Here is a 22162-nt window from a genome sequence, read left to right on the forward strand (position 1 = left end):
GCCGGGCCCGCCGTCTTCACCGGAAGCGGCGGGTCCGGCTCTCGTGCCGCGGTCGCCGCGGCCCGCTTCCGGCGATTTTCGGTCAGGTGTCCCCCTCCATCGCCTCCACCAGGGATTTCGGCCGCATGTCCGTCCAGCGTTCCGAGACGTGGTCCAGGCAGCCCTGGCGCGTGTCCTCGCCGTGGACGACGGTCCAGCCGCCGGGGAGTTCGGCGGCCGCGGGCCACAGGGAGTACTGGAGCTCGTCGTTGACGAGGACGAGGTAGGAGGCGTCCGGGTCTTCGAACGGGTTGGTCATGTCCGGCTCCTGGGAGGTGTCGGCGGGACGGGTTCGTACGGGGGTGTCGTGCCGGCCAGTGCGGCGGCGAGGACCGGGCCGATGCGGTCCAGGGCGTGCGGCTGCATCATGTGGCCGTGTTCGCACCGCGCGTCGTGGGTGTGGACGGTGCCGGAGACGTACGGCTGCCACGCCTCCGCCGGCCAGGGCGCTTCGCCGCGTTCGGGTTCCGCCTTGAACAGCAGCAGGTCGCCCTCGTAGACGGCGGGCCGGAAGGTGTACCAGCGCAGGCGGGTGTTGTCGGTCAGGGTCTGTGCCACGGCCGTGACGAGGGGTTCCTCCAGCAGGGCGGCCAGCGCGCTGCCCTGTCCGCGGAGGAGTTCCGCGGCCCGGGCGGGGTCGAGGCCGCGGTGGGCGGCGCCGGGGCTGACGGCGTCGGCGAACAGGTAGGCCACGTCGCGTGCGGTGTGGCGGGGCAGGACGCGGTCGGGGTCGACCTGGAGGGGCGCGGTGTCCAGGAGGGCCAAGAGCGCCACTTCTTCGCCCTGTTGCTGGAGGCGGGTGGCCATCGCGTGGGCGACGGCGCCGCCGAAGGACCAGCCGAGCAGGTGGTAGGGGCCGTTCGGCTGGACGGTGCGGATGCGGTCGAGGTAGTCGGCGGCCATGGCGTCGATGGTGGCGGGGCGGGCGCCGGGTTCGGTCAGGCCTCGTGCCTGGAGGCCGAGGACCGGGCGGTCGTGGAGGTGGCGCAGCAGTCCGGCGTACGGCCAGCTGATGCCGGAGGCGGGGTGGACGCAGAACAGCGGCGGGCGGCTGCCGTGCGGGCGCAGCGGCAGCAGGACGTCCAGGGCGTCCGCCGTCGTGGTGGACGCTTCGTGCAGGGTCCGTACGAGCCCGGCGGGCGTCTGCGTCTCGAACAGGGCGCGGATCCCGGGGTCGGCGCCGAAGACCGTACGGACGCGGCTGATGAGGCGGGCCGCCAGCAGCGAGTCGCCGCCGAGGTCGAAGAAGCCGTCGTCGGCGCCCACCGCGGGCAGGCCGAGGATTTCGGCGAAGAGCGCGCCCATCAGTTCCTCGGGCGGGGTGCCGGGTGCCCGGCCGCCCTCCGGGGCGCTGAAGCCGGGGGCGGGCAGCGCGCGCCGGTCCAGCTTGCCGTTGGCGGTCAGGGGCAGTGTGTCCAGGAGGACCACGGCGGCGGGGACCATGAAGCGGGGCAGCCGCTCGCGCAGGAACCGGCGCAGCCGCGCGGGGTCCGGTTCGGTGCCGGGCGCGGGGACGGCGTACCCGACGAGCTGCCTGCGGCCGGGGGTGTCCTCGCGGACCGCCACGGCGGCGCGGTCCACGTCCGGGTGGGCGAGCAGCGCGGCCTGCACCTCGCCGAGTTCGATCCGTACGCCGTGGATCTTCACCTGGTCGTCCACCCGGCCGAGGTACTCCACGACGCCGTCGGGGCGCTGCCGTCCCAGGTCGCCGGTGCGGTACATGCGCTCGCCGGGCGCGCCGTACGGGTCGGCCACGAAGCGTTCGGCGGTGAGGGCGGGGCGGTGCAGGTAGCCGCGGGCCAGGCCGGTGCCGGTGAGGTGGATCTCGCCGGGTACGCCGGGCGGCACCGGGCGCAGTGCGGCGTCCAGGACGTGGACGTGGGTGTTCCAGATGGGTGTTCCGGCGGCCACGTCGGGTCCGTCGGCGACGGCGTGCAGGCTGTCGCCGCTGGCTTCGGAGGCACCGTAGAAGTTGACCAGCCGGGCGTGCGGGAGGGCGTCGGCGAACCGCTGGGAGAGGGCGGGCGGCAGGGCTTCGCCGCTGGTCACCCACAGGGTGCAGGTCGACAGCAGGCCGGTGTCGCCGTCGAGGAGGGCGGCCAGCAGGCTGGGCACGACGGTGATGCGGGTGGCGCGGTGCCGGGCGACGAGGGCCGCCAGGTCCGCCGGGCTGCGGGCGGTGAGGGAGTCGGCGAGGACGACCGGAGCGCCGTGCAGCAGGGCGCCCAGCAGTTCGGTGGTGCCGTCGATGAAGCTCAGGGTGGTCTTGGCGAGCACCGGCTGCCCGGCGTGCCAGGGATAGGTGCGGGAGCACCACAGAAGCCGGTTGACGCATCCCCGGTGCAGGCCGACGACGCCCTTGGGGGTGCCGGTGGAGCCGGAGGTGTAGAGGACGTAGGCGGGGTGCAGCGGCCTGAGGGGGACGCGCCGGTCGGCATCGGTGAGGTCGGTGTCCGGCAGGGTGCGCAGCGCCTCGTCCGTGGTGTCCGCGTCCAGGACGAGGCGGGGGACGTCCGTGGCGGGCAGGGCCGGCGCGGTGGCCCGGTCGGTGACCAGCAGGACGGGCCGGGTGTCGCCGAGCATGAAGGCCAGGCGCTCGGCGGGGTAGTCCGGGTCCAGGAAGAGGTAGGCGGCGCCGGCCTTGAGGACGGCGAGGACGGCGGTGACCATGGCGGGCGTACGGGGCAGGGCCAGCGCGACGACGCTCTCGGGCCCGGCCCCGCGGGCGGCGAGCAGGCGGGCGAGGCGGTTGGCGGCGGTGTTGAGTTCCGTGTAGGTGAGGGTCAGGTCGGCGTAGTACAGGGCGGGGGCGTCGGGACAGGTGGCCGCCCGGTCCTCGAAGAGGCGCGGGAGGACGGTGTCGGGGACGCCGTGCGCGGTGTCGTTCCGTTCCCGCAGGGTGCGGCGTTCCTGGCGGGAGAGGATGTCGGCCTGGCTGATGCGCTGTCCGGGGTCGGCCGTCGCGGCGTCGGCGATACGGAGCAGCCGCGCCACGAACGCCTCGACGGTGGGCCGGTCGAAGAGGTCGCTGCTGAACTCGACCGTGGCCCCGACGCCGGCGGGGGTTCCGTCGGGCGCGCGGTGTTCGGTGGCGTTGATCTCCATGTCGAGCCGGGCCGTGCCGGTGCCGACGGGCACCGGGGTGACGGTCAGACCGGGCAGTTCCAGGTCGCGGCCGGCGGCGGACTGCCAGGTCAGCAGCGTCTGGACGAGCGGGTGGCGGGCGGCCGTACGGGGCGGGTTGAGGGCTTCCACGAGGCGTTCGAAGGGGACGTCCTGGTGGGCGTGGGCGGCGAGGTCGACGTCCCGTACGCGTTCGATGAGCTCGCGGAAGGTGGGGTCGCCGGAGGTGTCGGTGCGCAGGACGAGGGTGTTGACGAAGAAGCCGACCACCTCGTCCAGCGCTTCGTCGGTCCGTCCGGCGGCGGGGGTGCCGAGGGGGATGTCCGTACCGGCGCCCAGCCGGGTGAACAGGGCGGCCAGCGCGGCCTGTACGACCATGAACACGCTCGCCCCGCAGTCCCGGGCGAGCGCGGCAAGCCGCTGGTGCGCGGCCGCGTCCCAGGAGAAGGTCAGACACGCGCCGCGGCCGCCGGGCCGGGCCGGGCGCGGCCGGTCGGTGGGCAGCGTCAGCTGGTCGGGCAGGTCGCGCAGGTGCGCGGTCCAGTACCTGAGCTGTTCGGCGAGGAGGCTGTCCGGGTCGTCCGGGTCGCCGAGGAGTTCGTGCTGCCAGAGGGCGTAGTCGGCGTACTGGACGGGCGGGGGCGGCAGGTCGGGGGTGCGGCCCGCGCGGCGTTCGGTGTAGGCGTGGGCCAGGTCGCGCCACAGGGGGCCGAAGGACCAACCGTCGGCGGCGATGTGGTGCACGACGAAGAGCAGCAGGTGTTCCTCCGGGCCGAGGACGAGGAGTTCGGCGCGCAGCGGGAGTTCGCGGGTCAGGTCGACGGCCCGGCGGGCGGCGGCGCGGACGCGCGCGCTCACCTCGTCCTGGCCGGCGCCGGTCAGGTCGGTGCGGGTGACGGCGGCGTGCGCGGCGTCCCGGCCGAGCACCATCTGCCGGGGTACGCCGTCGGTCTCGGGCAGGACCGTGCGCAGCACCTCGTGCCGGTCCATGACGTCCACCAGCGCGGCGCACAGCGCCGGGGCGTCCAGGGCGCCGGTCAGCCGCATGGCCAGCGGGACGTTGTAGGTGGCGCTCGGTCCTTCCAGGCGGTGCAGGAACCACAGGCTGCGCTGGGCGTGGGACAGCGGCACCGGGTCCGGCCGGGCGGCGGGGCGGAGCGCGGGCCGGGGCCGCCGGGCGGTGCGCAGCCGTCCGGCCGTAGCGGCGACGGTCGGTGCGGTGAACAGGGCCCGCAGGTCGAGTTCGGTGCCCAGGACGGTACGGATGCGGGCGGCCAGCCTGGTGGCCAGCAGGGAGTCGCCGCCGAGGTCGAAGAAACTGTCGTCCACCCCGACCGAGGGCAGCCGCAGCACCTCGGCGAACAGGCCGCACAGCACCTCTTCCTCGGGCGTACGGGGCGCGCGGCCGGCCGTCGACGGGGTGAATCCGGGGTCGGGCAGGGCACGCCGGTCGAGCTTGCCGCCGACCGTCGTGGGCAGCGCGTCCAGTGTGACGACGGCGGCCGGGACCATGTGCTCCGGCAGCCGGGCGCGCAGGAACTCCCGTACGGCGCCCGGTGCGGGGGCGGCGGCTTCCGGTGCGGCGACCACGTAGCCGACGAGCCGTGCGGTGCCCGACGCGTCGGTACGGACGGCGGCCGCGGCGCGGGCGACGGCGGGGTGGGCGGTCAGGACGGCTTCGATCTCCCCCGGCTCGATACGGAAACCCCGCAGCTTCACCTGGTCATCGGCCCGCCCGACGAACTCCAACTGCCCGTCCGCCCGCCACCGCACCAAGTCACCGGTCCGGTACATCCGCTCCCCCGGCGTCCCGTACGGACACGCCACGAACCGCTCCGCCGTCAACCCCGGACGCCCCACATACCCCCGCGCCAACCCGGCACCCGCCACATACAACTCCCCCGTCACACCCGGCGGCACCGGCCGCAGCCCCACGTCCAGCACGTACACCCGGCTGTGGGTGACGGGCGCGCCGATCGGCGGGGTCCCGGCGCCGTGCAGGGGTTCGCTGAGCGTGACGCAGATGGTCGCCTCGGTCGGCCCGTACGCGTTGATCATGCGACGCCCCGGCGACCAGCGGGCCACCAGCGCGGCGGTGCCCGCCTCACCGCCGATGACCAGCGTCTCCAGGTCCGGCAGCGCCGCCTGCGGAACGCCGGACAGCACCGTCGGCGGGATCAGGCAGTGGCTGATCCGCTCGTCGGCCAGGAAGCCGGCGAGCGCGTCCCCGGCCAGCGGCCCGGCCGGCGGCACGACCAGCGTGGCGCCCGAGGCGAAGGCCATCAGCGTCTCCATCACGGAGGCGTCGAAGCTGGGCGAGGCGAACTGGAGCACCCGGCTGCCGGGGCGCAGCCCGAAGCGGGCCACCTGGGCGGCGGCGAGGGCGTGGACGCCGGTGTGGGTCACCGCGACGCCCTTGGGCGCGCCGGTGGAGCCGGAGGTGTGGATGACGTACGCCGGGTGTGACGGCCTGAGGGGCGCGAGCCGGTCGGCGTCGGTGGGGTTGTGGTCCGGCTGCCCGGGGAGCAGGCCGGCCGTGTCCCCGGCGTCCAGGACCACGCACGGCGGACCGTCCGGCGGCAGTGCGCGGGCGGCGTCGGCGGTCGTCACGACGAGGACGGGCGCGGCGTCGCGCAGCAGGTACGCGATGCGCTCCTGGGGCAGTGCGGGATCGACGGGGAGGTGGGCGGCGCCGGTCTTGGCCACGGCGAGCGCGGCCCGGACGGCCGCGGCGGACCGGGGCAGGCAGAGCGCGACGATCCGCTCGGGCCCCGCGCCGCGGGCGATCAGGAGGTGGGCGAGGCGGTTGGCGTCGGCGTTCACCTCCGCGTACGTCACCGACCGCGTCCCCTCCACGACGGCGGGCGCGTCGGGCCCCCGGACGGCCCACCCCTCGAAGAGCGCGGGCAGCAGGCCCGTCGGCAGCCCCTGCGCCGGACCGCTCCACCGGTTCAGCAGCAGACGGCGCTCCCCCGGAGAGAGGATGTCCGCCTGCCCGATGGGGTGCCCGGGCCGCGCGACGGCCGCTTCCAGGAGCCGCCGCAGCCGTACGGCCAGACTCTCGGCGGTACCTCGGTCGAACAGCGCGGCGGCGAACTCGACCGACCCGTCCACCCCGGCGGGCTCGCCGCCCGGCGCCCGGCGCTCGGTGAGCCGGAAGGACAGGTCGAACTTGGCGGTGCCGGTGTGTGCCTCTTCCTGCTCGACCGTGACGCCCGGCAGGGACAGCAGGCCTCCGGAGGGCGTGTCCACGGCCAGCGCGACGTTGAAGAGCGGGTTGCGGTCGGCGGAGCGGTCCGGGTTCAGCGCCTCGACCAGCCGCTCGAAGGGAAGGTCCTGATGCGCGTACGCCCGCAGGTCGGCCTCCCGTACCCGCCGCAGCAACTCACGGAACGACGGGTCACCGGAGGTATCGGTACGCAGGACGAGGGTGTTGACGAAGAAGCCCACCACCTCGTCAAGGGCCGCGTCGGCGCGGCCAGCCACGGGGGTGCCCAGCGGAATGTCGGTACCCGCCCCCAGCCGGGTCAACAGCGCCGCCAACGCGGCCTGCACCACCATGAACACACTCGCCCCGCACTCCCGGGCCAGCGCCACCACGCGGCCGTGCAACTCCGCGTCCCAGCGGAAGGACACGATCGCGCCCCGGTGATCGGGGGTGGCGGGACGCGGACGGTCACACGGAAGCACCAACTCGCCCGGCAAGTCGGCCAGTTCGGCGGACCAGAATTCCGCTTGTCCCCTGTCCGGCAGTTCTCGCTGCCACAGCGCGAAATCCGCGTACTGCACCGGCAACGGGCGCCACTCCGGCACACCACCACCCCGCCGCGCCTCATACGCCACCACCACATCCCGCCACAACGGACCCAGCGACCACCCATCCGCCGCGATGTGATGCACAAGCACCACCAACACCGACTCGCCCCCACCCCCCACGAACAACTCGGCCCGGAACGGAATCTCCGACGCCAGATCGAACCGATGCCGTGTCGCGCGGCGCACCGCGGCCGTCATCGCGTCGGCGGTCCAGTCCGCCGCCGGTGTCCGCACGAGGAAGGGGCCGTCCGCCGGGCGCACCACCTGGTACGGCTCGCCGTCCGCCCCCTCGGCGTACACCGTCCGCAGCACCTCGTGCCGCGCCACCACATCCCCCAGCGCCGCGTCCAGCGCGTCGGCGTCCACGGTGCCGCGCAGCCGCAACACCAGCGGCACGTTGTACGCCGCGCCCGGCCCGGTCATGCGGTGCAGCGTCCAGAGGCGCCGCTGCCCGGACGACAGGGGCACCCGGCCGGGGCGGGGCCGCGGGCGGAGCGGCGCGGGGCGGGTCCGGGCCGTGGTGCCGAGGCGGGCGGCCAGGGCGGCGGGGGTGGGCGTCTCGAAGACGGCGCGGAGTTCGAGTTCCGCGCCCAGTACGGCGCGGACCCGGTTGACCAGCCGGGTGGCCAGCAGCGAGTGACCGCCGAGCGCGAAGAAGCCGTCCTCGGGGCCGGCCCCGGCCACGCCCAGCACCTCGGCGAACAGGCCGCACAGCACCTCTTCCTCGGGGCTGCGGGGGGCGCGGCCGACGGGCCGTCCGTCGATGTCCGGCGCGGGCAGCGCGTGGCGGTCCAGTTTTCCGTTGGCCGTCAGCGGCAGGGCGTCCAGGAACACCACCGCGGCCGGGATCAGGTGGCCGGGCAGCCGGGCGCGGAGGAAATCCCGTACGTCCGCGGGGGCGAGGTCGGAGCCGCTGTTCTCCGCATGCCTGATGGCCCCGTCCGCGGGCACCGCGTAGGCCACCAGGCGCCGGTCCCCGGGCCGGTCCTCACGTACGACGACCGCGGCACGGGCGACGGCGGAGTGAGCGGTCAGGACGGCCTCGATCTCCCCCGGCTCGATACGAAAACCCCGCACCTTCACCTGATCATCGGCCCGCCCGACGAACTCCAACTGACCATCCGCCCGCCACCGCACCAGATCACCGGTGCGGTACATCCGCTCCCCCGGCCCCCCGTACGGACACGCCACGAACCGCTCCGCCGTCAACCCCGGACGGTTCAAGTAGCCCCGCGCCAACCCGGCACCCGCCACGTACAACTCCCCCGTCACACCCGGCGGCACCGGCCACAGCCCCATATCCAGCGCATACACCCGCGTGTTGGCGACCGGAGTCCCGATCGGCGGTACGCCGCCGTCCGTCAGCGGCCCGGACATGGTCGCGCAGACCGTGGTCTCGGTCGGTCCGTACGCGTTGATCATGCGGCGGCCGGGCGACCAGCGCGCCACCAGTTCGGCGGGGCAGGACTCTCCCGCCGCCACGAGGGTGATGCCTTCGGGCAGGCTTCCGGGGGCGAGCGCCGCGAGAGACGAGGGCGGCACGGTCAGATGTGTGACGCCGTACGCGGTCACGGTCCCGGCGAGCGGCGGGCCCGGCAGCAGGCGGTCCGCGGGTACGACGACGAGACGGGCGCCCGTCAGCAGGGCCATGCACAGGTTCCAGAACGACGCGTCGAAGCCTGGTGAGGCGGAGTACAGCACTCGGCTGTCCACGCCGAGGTCGAAGCGCTCGCGCAGGGTCGCGGCGAGGGAGGCGATGCCTCTGTGCGAGACCACCACGCCCTTCGGGGTGCCGGAGGACCCGGAGGTGTGGATCACGTACGCGGGGCCGTCGGGGAGTGCCGGGGCCCTGCGGTCGGCGTCGGTGAGGTCGGTGTCCGGCAGGGCCGCGAGGGCGCGTTCCGTGTCGCTCGCGTCCAGGAGGAGGCGGGGCACGGCCGTGTCCGGCAGCGTGCCGCCGGTCGCCTCGTCGGTGACCAGGAGCACGGAGGACGCGTCACGGAGGAGGTAGGTGATGCGCGCGGCCGGGTGATCGGGGTCGACGGGGAGGTAGGCGGCGCCGGTCTTCAGGACGGCGAGCATGGCCGTGATCAGTCCTGCGGAGCGCGGCAGCGCCAGCGCCACCACGCCTTCCGGGCCGACGCCCCGGCCGGCCAGCAGCCGGGCCAGGCGGTTGGCGCGGGCGTTCAGTTCGGCGTAGGCGAGCCGGGCGTCCGGGGAGTCGAGGGCCACCGCGTCGGGAGTACGGGCCACCTGCGCCTCGAAAAGGCCGGGCAGCGTCGCGGCGGGCAGCGCGCGGGACGTGGCGTTCACGGTCTCCAGCAGCGCGTGCCGCTCGGCGGAGGTCAGGATCTCCAGGTCGCCGATGGCGCGCCCCGGGGCCGCGACGGCCGCTTCGAGCAACCTGCGCAGGCGCGCGAGCAGGATCTCGACGGTGGCCGCGTCGAACAGGTCCGTACGGAACTCCGCCTCGCCTTCGAGCCCGCCCGGCGCCCGCCCCGCGCCCCGGCGCTCGCGTACGGCGAAGGTGAGGTCCACCTTCGCGGTGCCGGTGGAGACGTGCATCTCCTCGGCCTCGACGCCGGGCAGGCCGTATCCGGTGTCGGCCGTGTTGTTCATCGTGAGGGCGACGTTGAAGAGCGGGTTGCGGTCGGCGGAGCGGTCCGGGTTCAGCGCCTCGACCAGCCGCTCGAAGGGAAAGTCCTGATGCGCGTACGCCCGCAGGTCGGCCTCCCGTACCCGCCGCAGCAACTCACGGAACGACGGGTCACCGGAGGTATCGGTACGCAGCACGAGGGTGTTGACGAAGAAACCCACCACATCGTCAAGGGCCGCGTCGGCGCGGCCAGCCACGGGGGTGCCCAGCGGAATGTCCGTGCCCGCCCCCAGCCGGGTCAACAGCGCCGCCAAAGCAGCCTGCACCACCATGAACACACTCGCCCCGCACTCCCGGGCCAGCGCCACCACACGGCCGTGCAACTCCGCGTCCCAGCGGAAGGACACGATCGCACCCCGGTGATCGGGGGCGGCGGGACGCGGACGGACACACGGAAGCACCAACTCGCCCGGCAAGGCGGCCAGTTCGGCACGCCAGAATTCCGCTTGTCCCCTGTCCGGCAGTTCCCGCTGCCACAGCGCGAAATCCGCGTACTGCACCGGCAACGGGCACCACTCCGGCGCACCACCACCCCGCCGCGCCTCATACGCCACCACCACATCCCGCCACAACGGACCCAGCGACCACCCATCCGCCGCAATGTGATGCACAAGCACCACCAACACCGACTCGCCCCCACCCCCCACGAACAACTCGGCCCGGAACGGAATCTCCGACGCCAGATCGAATCCATACCGCGCTGCCCTCTCCACCTCGGGCGATGCGGCCCCGCTCGATGTCACCGTCAGATACGACCGGCCCGCGTCGTGGTCGCGCACCACCTGGTACGGCTCGCCGTCCGCCCCCTCGGCGTACACCGTCCGCAGCACCTCGTGCCGCGCCACCACATCCCCCAGCGCCGCGTCCAGCGCGTCCGTGTCCACCGCGCCGTGCAGCCGCAGCACCAGCGGCACGTTGTAGCCCGCGCCCGGGCCCGCCAGCCGGTGCAGGAACCACAGGCGCCGCTGTCCGTGCGACAGGGGCGGCCGGGCGGGCCGTTCGGCGCGTACGACGGCGGGGCGGGCGGCCGCCGCGCCGTCCACGCGCCGGGCCAGCGCAGCCGGAGTGCGTGCCTCGAACAGGGCGCGGATGGTCAGCTCGCGGCCCAGCGCCGCGCGGGCCAGGCCGGCGAGCCGGGTGGCGAGGAGGGAGTGGCCGCCCAGGTCGAAGAAGTCGTCGTCGGCACTCACTTCGGGCAGGCCCAGCACGTCGGCGAACAGGCCGCACAGGATGTCCTCGCGGGCGTCGCGGGGGCCGCGTCCCGTGGCGGTCCGCCCGGGTTCCGGCAGCGCTCGCACGTCCAGCTTGCCGTTGGGGGTGAGGGGCAGCGCGTCCAGCACGACGACCGCGGAGGGCAGCAGGTGGGCGGGCAGGCGCTCGCTCAGGTATCGCCGCAGTTCCGCGGGGAGCGGGGTGGCCCCGTCCGCGGGCACCGCATAGGCCACCAGGCGCCGGTCCCCGGGCCGGTCCTCACGTACGACGACCGCGGCACGGGCGACGGCGGAGTGAGCGGTCAGGACAGCCTCGATCTCCCCCGGCTCGATACGAAAACCCCGCACCTTCACCTGATCATCAGCCCGCCCGACGAACTCCAACTGACCATCCGCCCGCCACCGCACCAGATCACCGGTCCGGTACATCCGCTCCCCCGGCGCCCCATACGGACACGCCACGAACCGCTCCGCCGTCAACCCCGGACGGTTCAAGTAGCCCCGCGCCAACCCGGCACCCGCCACGTACAACTCCCCCGTCACCCGCGTCGGCACCGGCCGCAGCGCCGCGTCCAGCACATACACCCGCATGCCGGCGATCGGCGATCCGATCGGCGGCACACCGTCGCCCGCCAGCGGCGCGGACATCGTCACGCACACCGTCGCCTCGGTCGGCCCGTACACGTTGATCATCAGGCGGCCCGGTGCCCACCGTGCCGTCAGCCCGGCGGAACACGCCTCGCCCGCCACCGCGAGCGTGGTCTCCGGGGGCAGCGCGTCGGCCGGCAGCCCGGCCAGGACGCTCGGCGGCAGCTTCAGGTGTGTCACGCCGAACCGGGCGACGGCGTCGGCCAGTTCCCGGCCGGCGAGAAGGGTGTCGGCGGGTGCGACGGCGAGGGCGGCTCCGGAGAGGAGGGCGGTGCACAGGTCGGACACGGAGGCGTCGAAGCTCAGCGAGGCGAAGAGCAGGACGACGCTGCCGGGGCCGGTGCGCAGGCGGGTGATCTGCGTGGCGGCGAGCGCGGCGACGCCTTCGTGCGTGACCTGCACGCCCTTGGGCTCACCGGTGGAGCCGGAGGTGTGGATGACGTAGGCGGGGTGGCGCGGTTTGAGGGGGGCGATCCGCTGGGCGTCGTGGAGGGCGGTTGTCGGAAGGCCGGTGAGCTGGGCACGGGTGGCCGGATCGTCCAGTACGAGCCGGGGTTCGGGGCCCTGCGGCAGCAGTCCGGCCGTGGCGCTGTCCGTGAGCACCAGTGCCGGGCGGGTGTCGCGGAGCAGGGCGGTCGTGCGCTCGGCCGGGTAGGACGGGTCGAGCGGGACGTAGGCGGCGCCGGACTTCAGGACGGCCACCAGCGCGACGATCAGTTCGGCGGAACGGGGCAGCGCGAGGGCCACCGCCCGCTCGGGGCCCGCGCCGTGCGGGACGAGCAGGCGGGCCAGCCGGTTGGCCGCCGCGTCCAGTTCGGCGTAGGTCAGCGCGGTGTCGGCGCTGCGTACCGCCGTGGCGCCGGGGGTCTGGGCCGCCTGGGCCTCGAAGAGGGCGGGCCAGGTGCGCGGTGCGGGGACGGGGCCGGGGGTGGAGCTCCACGTGTGCAGGGCGCGGGTGCGTTCCGGGGGCGAGAGGACCGGGAGGTCGGCCACGGGGCGGTCCGGGTCGCCGGCTGCCGCCTTCAGGACGCGGACCAGGCGGTCCAGGACGGCTCCGGCGGCGTGTGCGTCGAACACGTCGGGGCGGTGGCCCAGTTTGAGGCGCAGCCGTTCGCCGGGGAGGACGCACAGGCTCAGCGGGTAGTGGGTGCCGCTGGTGATGCGGGGTTCCGTGGCGCGCAGCGGACCCTCGGTCCCGGCCGGTTCGGCGGGCTCGGCCGGTTCGGCGGTCCCGGCGGTCCCAGCGGCCCCAGCGATCCCGGCGGGCTCGGCGGGCTCGGCGGGCTCGGCGGGCTCGGCGGGCTCGGCGGGGAGGTTCTCGAAGACGAGGAGGGTGTCGAAGAGCTGGTCGTGGCCGCAGAGGCGGTGCAGTGCGGAGAGACCGAGGTACTGGTGGGGCAGCAGTCCGGCCTGCTCGTCCTGAAGGCGGGACAGGATATGGGCGAGGGGCTTGGCGGCGTCGAGCCGTACCCGTACCGGCACGGTGTTGTTGAACATCCCGACCATGTCCTCGACGCCCGGCACCCCCGGGGGCCGTCCGGCGACCGTGGCACCGAAGAGGATGTCGTCCCGGCCGGTCAGACAGCGCAGCACCACGGCCCAGGCGCCTTGGAACACCGTGTTCAGCGTCAGGCCGTGACGGCGGGCGAGCGTGCGCAGGTCCGCGGTCAGGCCGGCGGACAGGGTGGCCCTGACGCGCCGGTGCTCCACGGTGCCGTCGGCGGCGCGCCCGGCCGCCACGAGGGTCGGGCCGTCCACGCCGGACAGTGCCCGCCCCCAGGCGGCTTCGGACGTCGTACGGTCCTGGGAGGTGAGCCAGCGCAGGTAGTCCCGGTACGGGGCGGGGGCGGGCAGGCCCGTGGGGTCGCCGCCCGCCGCGTGGACGGCGAGCAGGTCCCGCAGGACCAGCGCCCCGGACCAGCCGTCCATGATCAGGTGGTGGACCGTCAGCAGCAGCCGGTGGCGGCCGGGGCCGAGGCGGAGCAGGGTGAGCCGCAGCAGCGGGCCGTGGGCGGGGTCGAAGCGGGCGGCGCGTTCGCGGGTCGCGACGCGCGCCGCGCGGACGGCCTGTTCCTCTCCGGACAGATTCGCGAGGTCGTGTTCGGCCCATGGGAGGACGGCCGCCCGCGGTCGCGGCACCACCTGTACGGGCGTGCGCAGGCCGTCGTGCCGGAAGGCGACGCGGAGGGCGGGGTGGCGTTCCAGAACGGCCTGCCCCGCCGCGTGCAGCGCCGCCGGGTCGAGGGCGCCGCGCAGGTCCACGGCGAGCTGGCTGGTGTACACGTCGGGGGTCTGCTCGTCGTACAGCGTGTGGAAGAGCAGCCCTTCCTGGAGCGGTGTCAGGGGCCAGACGTCGGCCAGGCCGGGGCAGTCGCGCGTCAGCCGGGCGGTCTCGTCCTCGGTGAGGGCGACGAGGGGGAAGTCGGCGGGGGTGCGGCCGTCGGCGTCCGGCGCGGTGGTCCGGTCCGTGAAGGCGGTGAGCAGGCCGAGCCAGGTGTCCGCAAGGTCGCGTACCTCGTCCTCGGTGAACAGGGCGCCGGGCCAGGACCAGGCCGCCGTCAGGACCGGACCGCCCGGCCCGTCCTCCGCCAGCGCGTCCAACTGGACACAATGGGCGGCCGGCAGCGCGGGGTCGGCTCCGCCGGTGATGCCGCCGGAGCCGGGCACCGGTGCCCAGTCCCCGGCCTTCCCGGTGAGGCGGCCGAGGTAGTTGTAGCCGACCAGGGGGCGGGCGCCGCGGGCGAGCGCCGGACCGGTCTGCGGGTTGAGGTGGCGCAGCAGGCCGTAGCCGATGCCGTTGCCGGGGACCGCGCGCAGCTGCTCCTTGACGCGCCGGTAGGCCCGGTCGAGCGCGGACCCGTCGGAGCGCAGCCGGGCGGCGTCGGCACTGCCCGCGTCCAGGCGTACGGGGTGGACGCTGGTGAGCCAGCCGACGGTCCGCGCCAGGTCGGCGCTTTCCGCCGTACCGGGGCCGGGTTCCGTGCCGGTGTCCGATCCCGTACCGGTGTCCGATCCCGTACCGGTGTCCGGTTCCGTGCCGGTGTCCGGTTCCGTCCCGCCCCCCGGGTCCTCACGGCCGTGCCGTTCGATGTCGAGCAGGACGGCGGTGTCCGGGCAGCCCGTACGGCGGCGGCGCCAGTCGGCGACGGCCAGGCCGAGGGCGGTGAGCAGGATGTCGTCGGTCCGGCCGTGCAGGGCGGCGGGCACCGGGCCGAGCAGCGCGGCCGTCCGGTCCGGCGGCAGGGTCACGCGCAGCTGCCGTACGGTGCCGGACAGGTCGCGGGCGGCGTCGTACGGAACCTGGCCCAGGGGCGGTTCGGAGGTGTCGAGCATGTCGGCCCACAGGGGGAGTTCGGCGATGCGGTCGTGGTGTTCGGCCAGGGCGGTGAGCCTTTGGGACCAGGCGCGCAGCGAGGTGCCCACCGGTTCGAGGGCGGGCGGGCGCCCGGCCGTGGCGGCTTCCCAGGCGGCCTTCAGGTCGGGCAGCAGCACGCGCCAGGACACGCCGTCCACCGCGAGGTGGTGGACCGTCAGAAGCAGCCGTCCCGGCCGGTCGGGCCCGGCGTCGAACCAGACGGCCTGGACGAGGCCCGCGGCCCGGCCCGACTCCGGGTCCAGCCGGTCCCGGGCGGTGTTCCGGTGGTGGCGTACGGCGTCGTCGAGCGCGGCGGCGTCCAGGCCGGTGGCGTCCACCCGGTGGACGAAGTCCAGGTCGGGAACCGGGCCGGAGCCCGAACCGGAGTCCAGACCGGAACCACAACCGGAGTCCAGACCGGAATCCTGACCGCAATCCGAACCGGTATCCGCGCCCGGCGGGGCGATGTCCAGGGTCCAGACCACGCCGCCCACCCGGGTCAGCCGCAGCCGCAGCGCGTCGTGGTGGTCGATCACCGTGCGCAGCGCGGTCGCCAGATGGCTGAGGCCGAGGGCGGGGGGCACTTGGAGCAGCACCGACTGATGGCAGCCCGCGACCGGACCGCCGGTCTCCCGGAGGGCGTGCATGACCGGGGTGAGGGGCAGCGGGCCGCTGTCATGCCCGGATGGCCCGGTGGGCACTGCGGGAACCGTGGGCGCCCCGGGTACGTCGGCCGCGCTCCCCGCCCGCGCGGCGAGGGCTTCGACGGTGGGGTGGCGGAAGACGTCGCGCGGGGTCAGGGCGAGTCCGTCCCGGCGGGCCCGGCTCACCAGCTGGATCGCGGTGATGCTGTCGCCGCCGAGGTCGAAGAAGCCGTCGTCCACGCCCGCCGCGCCGTCGTCCAGGCCGAGCACCTCGGTGAAGAGGCGGCACAGCGTCCGCTCCCGCTCGTCGCGGGGCGCGCGGCGTGCGGAGGCGGCGGCGTAGTCGGGCAGCGGCAGGCGGGCGCGGTCGAGTTTGCCGGCGTCGGTCAGCGGCAGCGCGTCCATGGCGACGACCGTGGCGGGCACCATGTGTTCCGGCAGCCGTTCGGCGGCGTACCGGCGCAGCTCCCATGGGTCGGCGGCCCGGCCCGCCGCGGGGGTCACGTACGCCACCAGGCGCCGGTCCCCTGGCCGGTCCTCGCGTACGACGACCGCCGCCGCGCCGACCTGCGGGTGCGCGGTCAGCGCGGCCCGCACCTCGCCCGGCTCGATGCGGAAGCCCCGCAGCTTCACCTGGTCGTCGGCCCGCCCCACGAACTCCAGCCGGCCGTCGTCCCGCCACCGCACCACATCGCCGGTCCGGTACATCCGCTCCCCCGGCGGCCCGTACGGACACGCCACGAACCGCTCCGCCGTGAGCGCGCTCCGGCCCAGGTAGCCGCGCGTCACCCCGGCACCCGCGACATAGAGCTCCGCCGCGACGCCGGGCAGCACCGGGCGCAGCGCGTCGTCCAGGACGTACGCGCGAATGCCGCCCAACGGCCGGCCGAGAGGCGGGGCCTGGCCGTCCGGCAGGGGCCCGTCGAGGAATCCGGCGACCACGAACACCGTGGTCTCGGTGGGGCCGTAGGCGTGTGCGAAGCGCGCGCCGGGCAGCAGCTCGCGGCCTTCGCGCGCGGTACGGGCGGGCAGGACGTCCGCTCCCAACTCGACGCGTCGCAGAGCCAGTTCCCCGGCGAGGCCGGGGTTCTCCCGCAGCGCGTGCGTCAGCTGCTCGAACGCCGTCGGGGTGTGGTGGAGCTGGGTGACACCTTCGCGTACGAGCAGCCGCAGCAGCTCGGCCGGTGCGCGGCTCTCCTCGTACGGCACCACGACCAGGCGGGCGCCGTGCAGCAGCGGTCCCCACATCTCCCACACCGAGAGGTCGAAGGTGTGGGAATGGAGCAGCGGCGTGACATCGCCGGGGCGGAAGTCGAGATCGGGCGCGTCGGTGAACAGGCGGGCCACGGCGTGGTGCGGGACGACGACGCCCTTGGGCGCGCCGGTGGAGCCGGAGGTGTGGATGACGTACGCCGGGTGGGCGGGGAGCAGCGGTCGGATGCGCTCGTGGTCGCGTACGGGGGTGTCGGGGCAACGGCGGAGGGCATCGGCGAACTCCGGGCCGTTCCAGGGCAGATACGGGACAGCGGGTGCCGCCGTCGATGTGCGGGTGGTGAGCAGCAGCACCGGGCGGGCATCGCGCAGGATTGTGTCGTTGCGTTCGGCGGGCTGGCCGGGTTCCAGGGGGATGTAGGCCGCGCCGGTCTTCAGCACCGCGAGCACGGCGGTGACGAGGTCGGCCGAGCGCGGCAGTTCCAGCGCCACGAACCGCTCGGGCCCGGCGCCCCGTGCGATGAGCAGCCGGGCCAGCCGGTTGGCCGCGGCATCCAGTTCGCCGTAGGTGAGGGTGGTGTCCTGGAAGGTCAGGGCCGGAGCTTCGGGCGTACGGGCCGCCCGGGCCGCGAACAGCTCCGGGAGGAGGGGCGCGGATGCCGGCTCGGTGGTGAGTGCCGACTCGTCGGGGGTGAGGAGTGCCGGCTCGGTGGTGACTACCGGCTCAGTGGTGACTACCGGTTCGGTGGCGAGTGTCGGCTCGGTGGCGACTACCGGTTCAGTGGCAAGTGCCGGTTCAGTGATGACTGCCCGCTCGGGCGGCGGCTCGTCCGCCGGACCGGTGTGGGCCGCTTCCCCCGGACCGGTGTGGGCCGCCTCCCCCGGACCCGTGCGGGCCGCCTCCCCCGGACCCGTGTGGGGTCCCGGGCCGGTACGGGGCCCGCCCGCCGACGCCGTCTCCCGTTCCCCCGCCGTCCGCGCGTCCAGGCCGCCGACCGGCCGGTCCGGGTCGGCGGTCACGTCCGTCAGCAGGCGCCGCAGCTCGTCCAGGAACTCCTCGACGGTGGCGCGGTCGAACAGGTCGGCGTTGAAGTGGGCGGCCCCGGTCAGCGTGTCGGCGCCCGCGACGCGGCCGGGTGTCTCCGTGACGCTGATCTCCAGATCGGTGACGAGCCTGCCGGTGTGCAGTTCCCGCGCCTCGGTGGTGACCCCGGTCAGCTCGGGCGCGGCACCGGGCGTGTTCTGCCAGACCAGCAGGGTCTGGAACAGCGGGTGGCGGTCGTCCGGGCGCTCTGGGCGGAGCGCGTCGACGACCCGCTCGACGGGCACGTCCTGGTGCGCGTACGCCTCCAGGCCGGTTTCCCGTACGCGGGCGAGCAGGGTACGGAAGTCCGGCGCGCCCGAGGTGTCCACGCGCAGTACCAGCGTGTTGACGAAGAAGCCGACCAGGTCGTGCAGCGCCTCGTCGGTACGGCCGGCGACGGCGACGCCGATCGGGATGTCCCCGCCCGCGCCCAGCCGGGTCAGCAGCGCGGCGAGCCCTGCCTGCACCACCATCGACGCGGTCGCGCCGCACTCCCGCGCCAGGTCGCGTACGGCCTCCAGGAGGGCGCCGTCCCACCGGAAGCAGCAGGTTCCGCCGCGTCCGGTGGGGTTCTGCGGGCGCGGCCGGTCGTAGGGCAGCGCGATCCGTGTCGGCAGTCCGGCGAGCTTCTTCGTCCAGTAGGCGAGTTGCGCGGCGGCCGTGGTGGTGCCGGTCCCGTCGTCGGCGTCGAGCAGGTCGCGCTGCCACAGGGTGTAGTCGGCGTACTGGACGGGCAGCGGGTCCCAGTACGGGGGGCGTCCCTGGACGCGCTGCCCGTAGGCGTGCGCGAGGTCACGCCACAGGGGGCCCAGCGACCAGCCGTCCGCCGCGATGTGATGCAGCGTCAGGGACAGCAGGTGCTCCTCCGAGCCGAGCGCGAACAGGCGGGCCCGCACGGGGAGTTCGGCCGCGAGGTCGAAGCCCCGGCCCGCGAAATCCCGCACCTGGTCCGGCAGGGCTTCCCGAGTGGTCTTGGTGACCGACACCTCCAGCCGTACGGCGTCCGGCGGCAGCACGGACTGGCACGGCCCGTCGCCGTCGTCCGGGAAAACCGTGCGCAGGACCTCGTGGCGCGCCACGAGATCGCGCAGCGCGGCCGCCAGTGCCCGTCGGTCGAGCGGGCCGGCGATGTCGAGGGTCAGCGGGACGTGATGGGTGAAGCGCGGTCCTTCCAGGTGGTGCAGGAACCACAGGCGGCGCTGCGCGAAGGACAGCGGCAGCGGGTCGGGGCGGCTCTCGCGGGCCGTCGGCGCGGGCCGGCGGTGGCCCGCGGTGGTCACCCGCGCGGCCAGGCCCGCCGGGGTCGGCGTCTCGAACACCGCGCGCAGGCCCAGCTCCGTACCGAAGACCGAGCGGACCCGGTTGACCAGTCCGGTCGCCAGCAACGAGTGCCCGCCGAGGTCGAAGAAGTCCTGGTCGGGGCCGACCTCGGCGAGGTTCAGGGTTTCCGCGAACAGGCCGCACAGGATCTCCTCGCGGACGTCGCGCGGGGCGCGGGCGCCGGGGTCGCGGAGCGTGGCGGCGCCCCGGTCGGGCGCGGGCAGGGCCTGCCGGTCCAGCTTCCCGTTGGCGGTGACCGGCAGCGCGTCGAGGACCAGGACGGCGGACGGGACCATGTAGTGCGGCAACCGGGCCGCGACGGACTTGCGGACGGCGCCGCCCAGCGCGGCGGCGGCCCGGCGCCTGGCCGGTTCGCTGGTCAGCGCCCGCAGGGACCGCGCGTCGCCCCCGGCGCGTACCGGCGGGAGGTGGACGTCGGTGTACGCCACGGGTTCCGCGTCCTCGTCCGTGCGCCGCGCCGTACCGTCGCGCTCCGGCTCGGGCAGGAACACGGCGTCCAGACTGCCGTCCTCCGCGTCGGACCAGGTGACCAGCGCGCGGTAGCCCACGCTGGCGGCCAGGTCGTACAGGTCGTCCGGGTCGGCGCCCGGTGCGGCGCCGACCGCGCCGGCCTCCGCCCAGCGCGCGTTGGGGATGCGGCTCACGCGCAGGGCGCCGGGCAGGCCGGTACGCAGCCGGTGCACCAGCGACGGCAGGCCGGGCATCTCGCTCCCCCACCGCACGCGGGGCGCGTCGGCGAGGGAGACCACCTGGACCGGGCTCTTGCGCAGCACCAGGTCATAGCGGTACCGGCTCAGCTCGTTGCGGTACCGTCCGCGTTTGACGCGGATGTCCACCGCGCTCACCCCGGGCAGGGCGCCGTCGGCCAGGGCGGTGAAGAAGGCGGGGGCGACGAGCAGTTCCTTGTCGCCCGCCATGCTCCGCCGGACCGCGGCGGCCGACACGGCGTCGTCGGCCGCGCCGCGCGCACCGGTGCGCTGCCGGTGCAGTGCGGTGTGGAAGCGACGGGCCAGCCGGAGGTCGCGTACGTCGCCGACGAACAGGGCGCCGCCGGGCGCGAGGCGGTCCAGGGCGCCGCGCAGGACGGCGAGGAGGTAGCCGGTGTCGGGGAAGTACTGCGCCACGGAATTCAGCACCACGACGTCGAACGCGCCCTCCGGCAGGCCCCGCGTGTCGTGGGCGGCCTGGCAGGTCAGCGTGGTGCGGGCGGCGAGGGCGGGGTCCGCCGCCAGCTTGCCGCGCAGCCCGTCGACGGCCTCCGCGGACAGGTCGGTGCCCCAGTAGCTCTCGCAGTACGGGGCCACCCCGGCCAGCAGGAGGCCGGTACCGACGCCGATCTCCAGGACCCGGCGCGGCCGCAGCGCCCGCACCCGCCCCACCGCGGCGTCCCGCCACTCGCGCATCTGCGCCGGCGGGATCGGCCGCCCGTCGGCGCTGCTCCGCCAGCCCGTGAAGTCCTCGCCCAGGGCCACGGGCCGGTCCGCGGACCCGGCGTACAGGTCGTCGTAGACCTGCTGCCAGACCGCCAGCGCCTCGCCGGTGCCCGGCGTCCGCCCGCCCGTGGGGTCGGCGGGGGCGGGGTCCGGGCGGGGTACGACATAGCCGACCAGGCCGGGGCCGCCGTCCGCGTCCCGGTGGACGGCCACCGCCGCCTGCGCCACGTCCGGGTGGGCCGCGAGCGCGGCTTCCACCTCGCCCGGTTCGATGCGGAAGCCGCGGATCTTGACCTGGTCGTCGGCCCGGCCGACGAACTCCAGCCCGCCGGGCCCGCGCCGCACCAGGTCGCCGGTGCGGTACATGCGCGCGCCGGGCGGGCCGGACGGGCAGGCCACGAAGCGTTCGGCGGTCAGCCCGGGACGGCCCAGGTAGCCGCGCGCCAGCCCCGCGCCCGCGACGTACAGTTCCCCCGTCCCGCCGGGCGGCACCTCCCCCAGCCGGTCGTCCAGGACGTACAGCGCCAGGTCGGGAATGGCTTCCCCGATGACGCTCGCGGCGCCGGGCCGGGCGATGTCGCGGCCGTAGGCGGCGTAGGTGGCGTGCACGGTGGTCTCGGTGGTGCCGTACATGTTGACGATCCGCGGCGCGTCCTCCGGGTGCCGGGCGTACCACTCGGCGAGCCGGGCGGGATCGAGCGCCTCGCCGCAGAGGACGACCGCCCGCAGCGTGGTGTCCCGCAGCAGCCCGGGGTGCTCCCGGTCGGCGGCGAGCAGCGCGGCGAAGGCGGTCGGCGTCTGGGACAGGACGGTGACCCGCTCGCGGGCGAGCAGGGCCAGGAACTCGGCGGGCGCGCGGCTGACCCGGTACGGGACGACCACCAGCCGGCCGCCGCTCAGGAGCGCGCCGAAGAGCTCCCACACCGACACGTCGAAGGCGTGGGAGTGGAAGAGGGTCCAGGTGTCGTCCGGGCCGAAGCCGAACCAGTGGGCGGTGGAGGTGAGCAGGCGGACGACGTTGCGGTGGGTGATCACCACGCCCTTGGGGGTGCCCGTGGAGCCCGAGGTGTGGATGACGTACGCGCAGTCGTGCGGGTCCGGCCAGCCGCCGCGGTCGACCGAGGTGAGGGACAAGGGCGAGGCGTCGGCCAGCAGCAGCCGGGTCGCGTCGTCGTCGAGCAGGACCACGGGCACACCGCCCGGACCGGCCTCGGCGGGCAGCCCGCCGCAGACCTCACGCGCCGTCAGTACGACGACGGGCGCGGTGTCCCGCAGCAGCAAGGCGATGCGCTCGGCCGGGTACGCGGGGTCCACCGGCACATAGGCCGCGCCGCACTTGAGCACCGCGAGGACGGCCACGACCAGGTCCGCGGTGCGGGGCAGCGCCAGCGCCACCTTCCGCCGCGGGCCGGCGCCGCGGCGGAGGAGGACCCGGGCCAGCCGGTTGGCTGCGGCCTCCACCTCCTCGTACGTCATCCCCACGTCCCCGCACACCACGGCGACCGCGCCGGGTGTCCGGTCCGCCTGCCGGGTGAACAGCTCGTCCAGCGTCGCGAACAGCAGGTCTCGGGCGGTGCTGCCAGGGGCGTGGTCCACGGGG

The 22162-nt window shown here is 75.2% G+C and carries 2 protein-coding genes and 2 pseudogenes; all 4 read right to left on the minus strand.

Annotation, left to right across the window (positions count from 1 at the left end):
• Positions 1-82 precede the first annotated feature (82 nt).
• On the minus strand, positions 83-298 hold the full coding sequence (locus tag CP973_RS22290; protein WP_150244242.1) for an MbtH family protein: 216 nt from the start codon (positions 296-298) through the stop codon (positions 83-85).
• A complete protein-coding gene (locus tag CP973_RS40125; RefSeq protein WP_483025203.1) occupies positions 295-15342 on the minus strand; it encodes a non-ribosomal peptide synthase/polyketide synthase in 15048 nt (5015 codons plus the stop codon). The genes CP973_RS22290 and CP973_RS40125 overlap by 4 nt, the downstream gene beginning before the upstream one ends.
• Positions 15337-17691, minus strand: a pseudogene (locus tag CP973_RS41935) (non-ribosomal peptide synthetase); the annotation flags it as partial. The pseudogene CP973_RS41935 and the gene CP973_RS40125, both read right to left, overlap by 6 nt.
• Positions 17680-22158, minus strand: a pseudogene (locus CP973_RS41940) (amino acid adenylation domain-containing protein); the annotation flags it as partial. The pseudogenes CP973_RS41940 and CP973_RS41935, both read right to left, overlap by 12 nt.
• Positions 22159-22162 lie beyond the last annotated feature (4 nt).

It is taken from the genome of Streptomyces albofaciens JCM 4342 (genome assembly GCF_008634025.1).
GTDB lineage: Bacteria > Actinomycetota > Actinomycetes > Streptomycetales > Streptomycetaceae > Streptomyces > Streptomyces albofaciens.

Excerpts from the sequence above, each read along its gene's own strand:
- CP973_RS22290 (WP_150244242.1), bottom strand. The coding sequence starts at position 298 with ATGACCAACCCGTTCGAAGACCCGGACGCCTCCTACCTCGTCCTCGTC.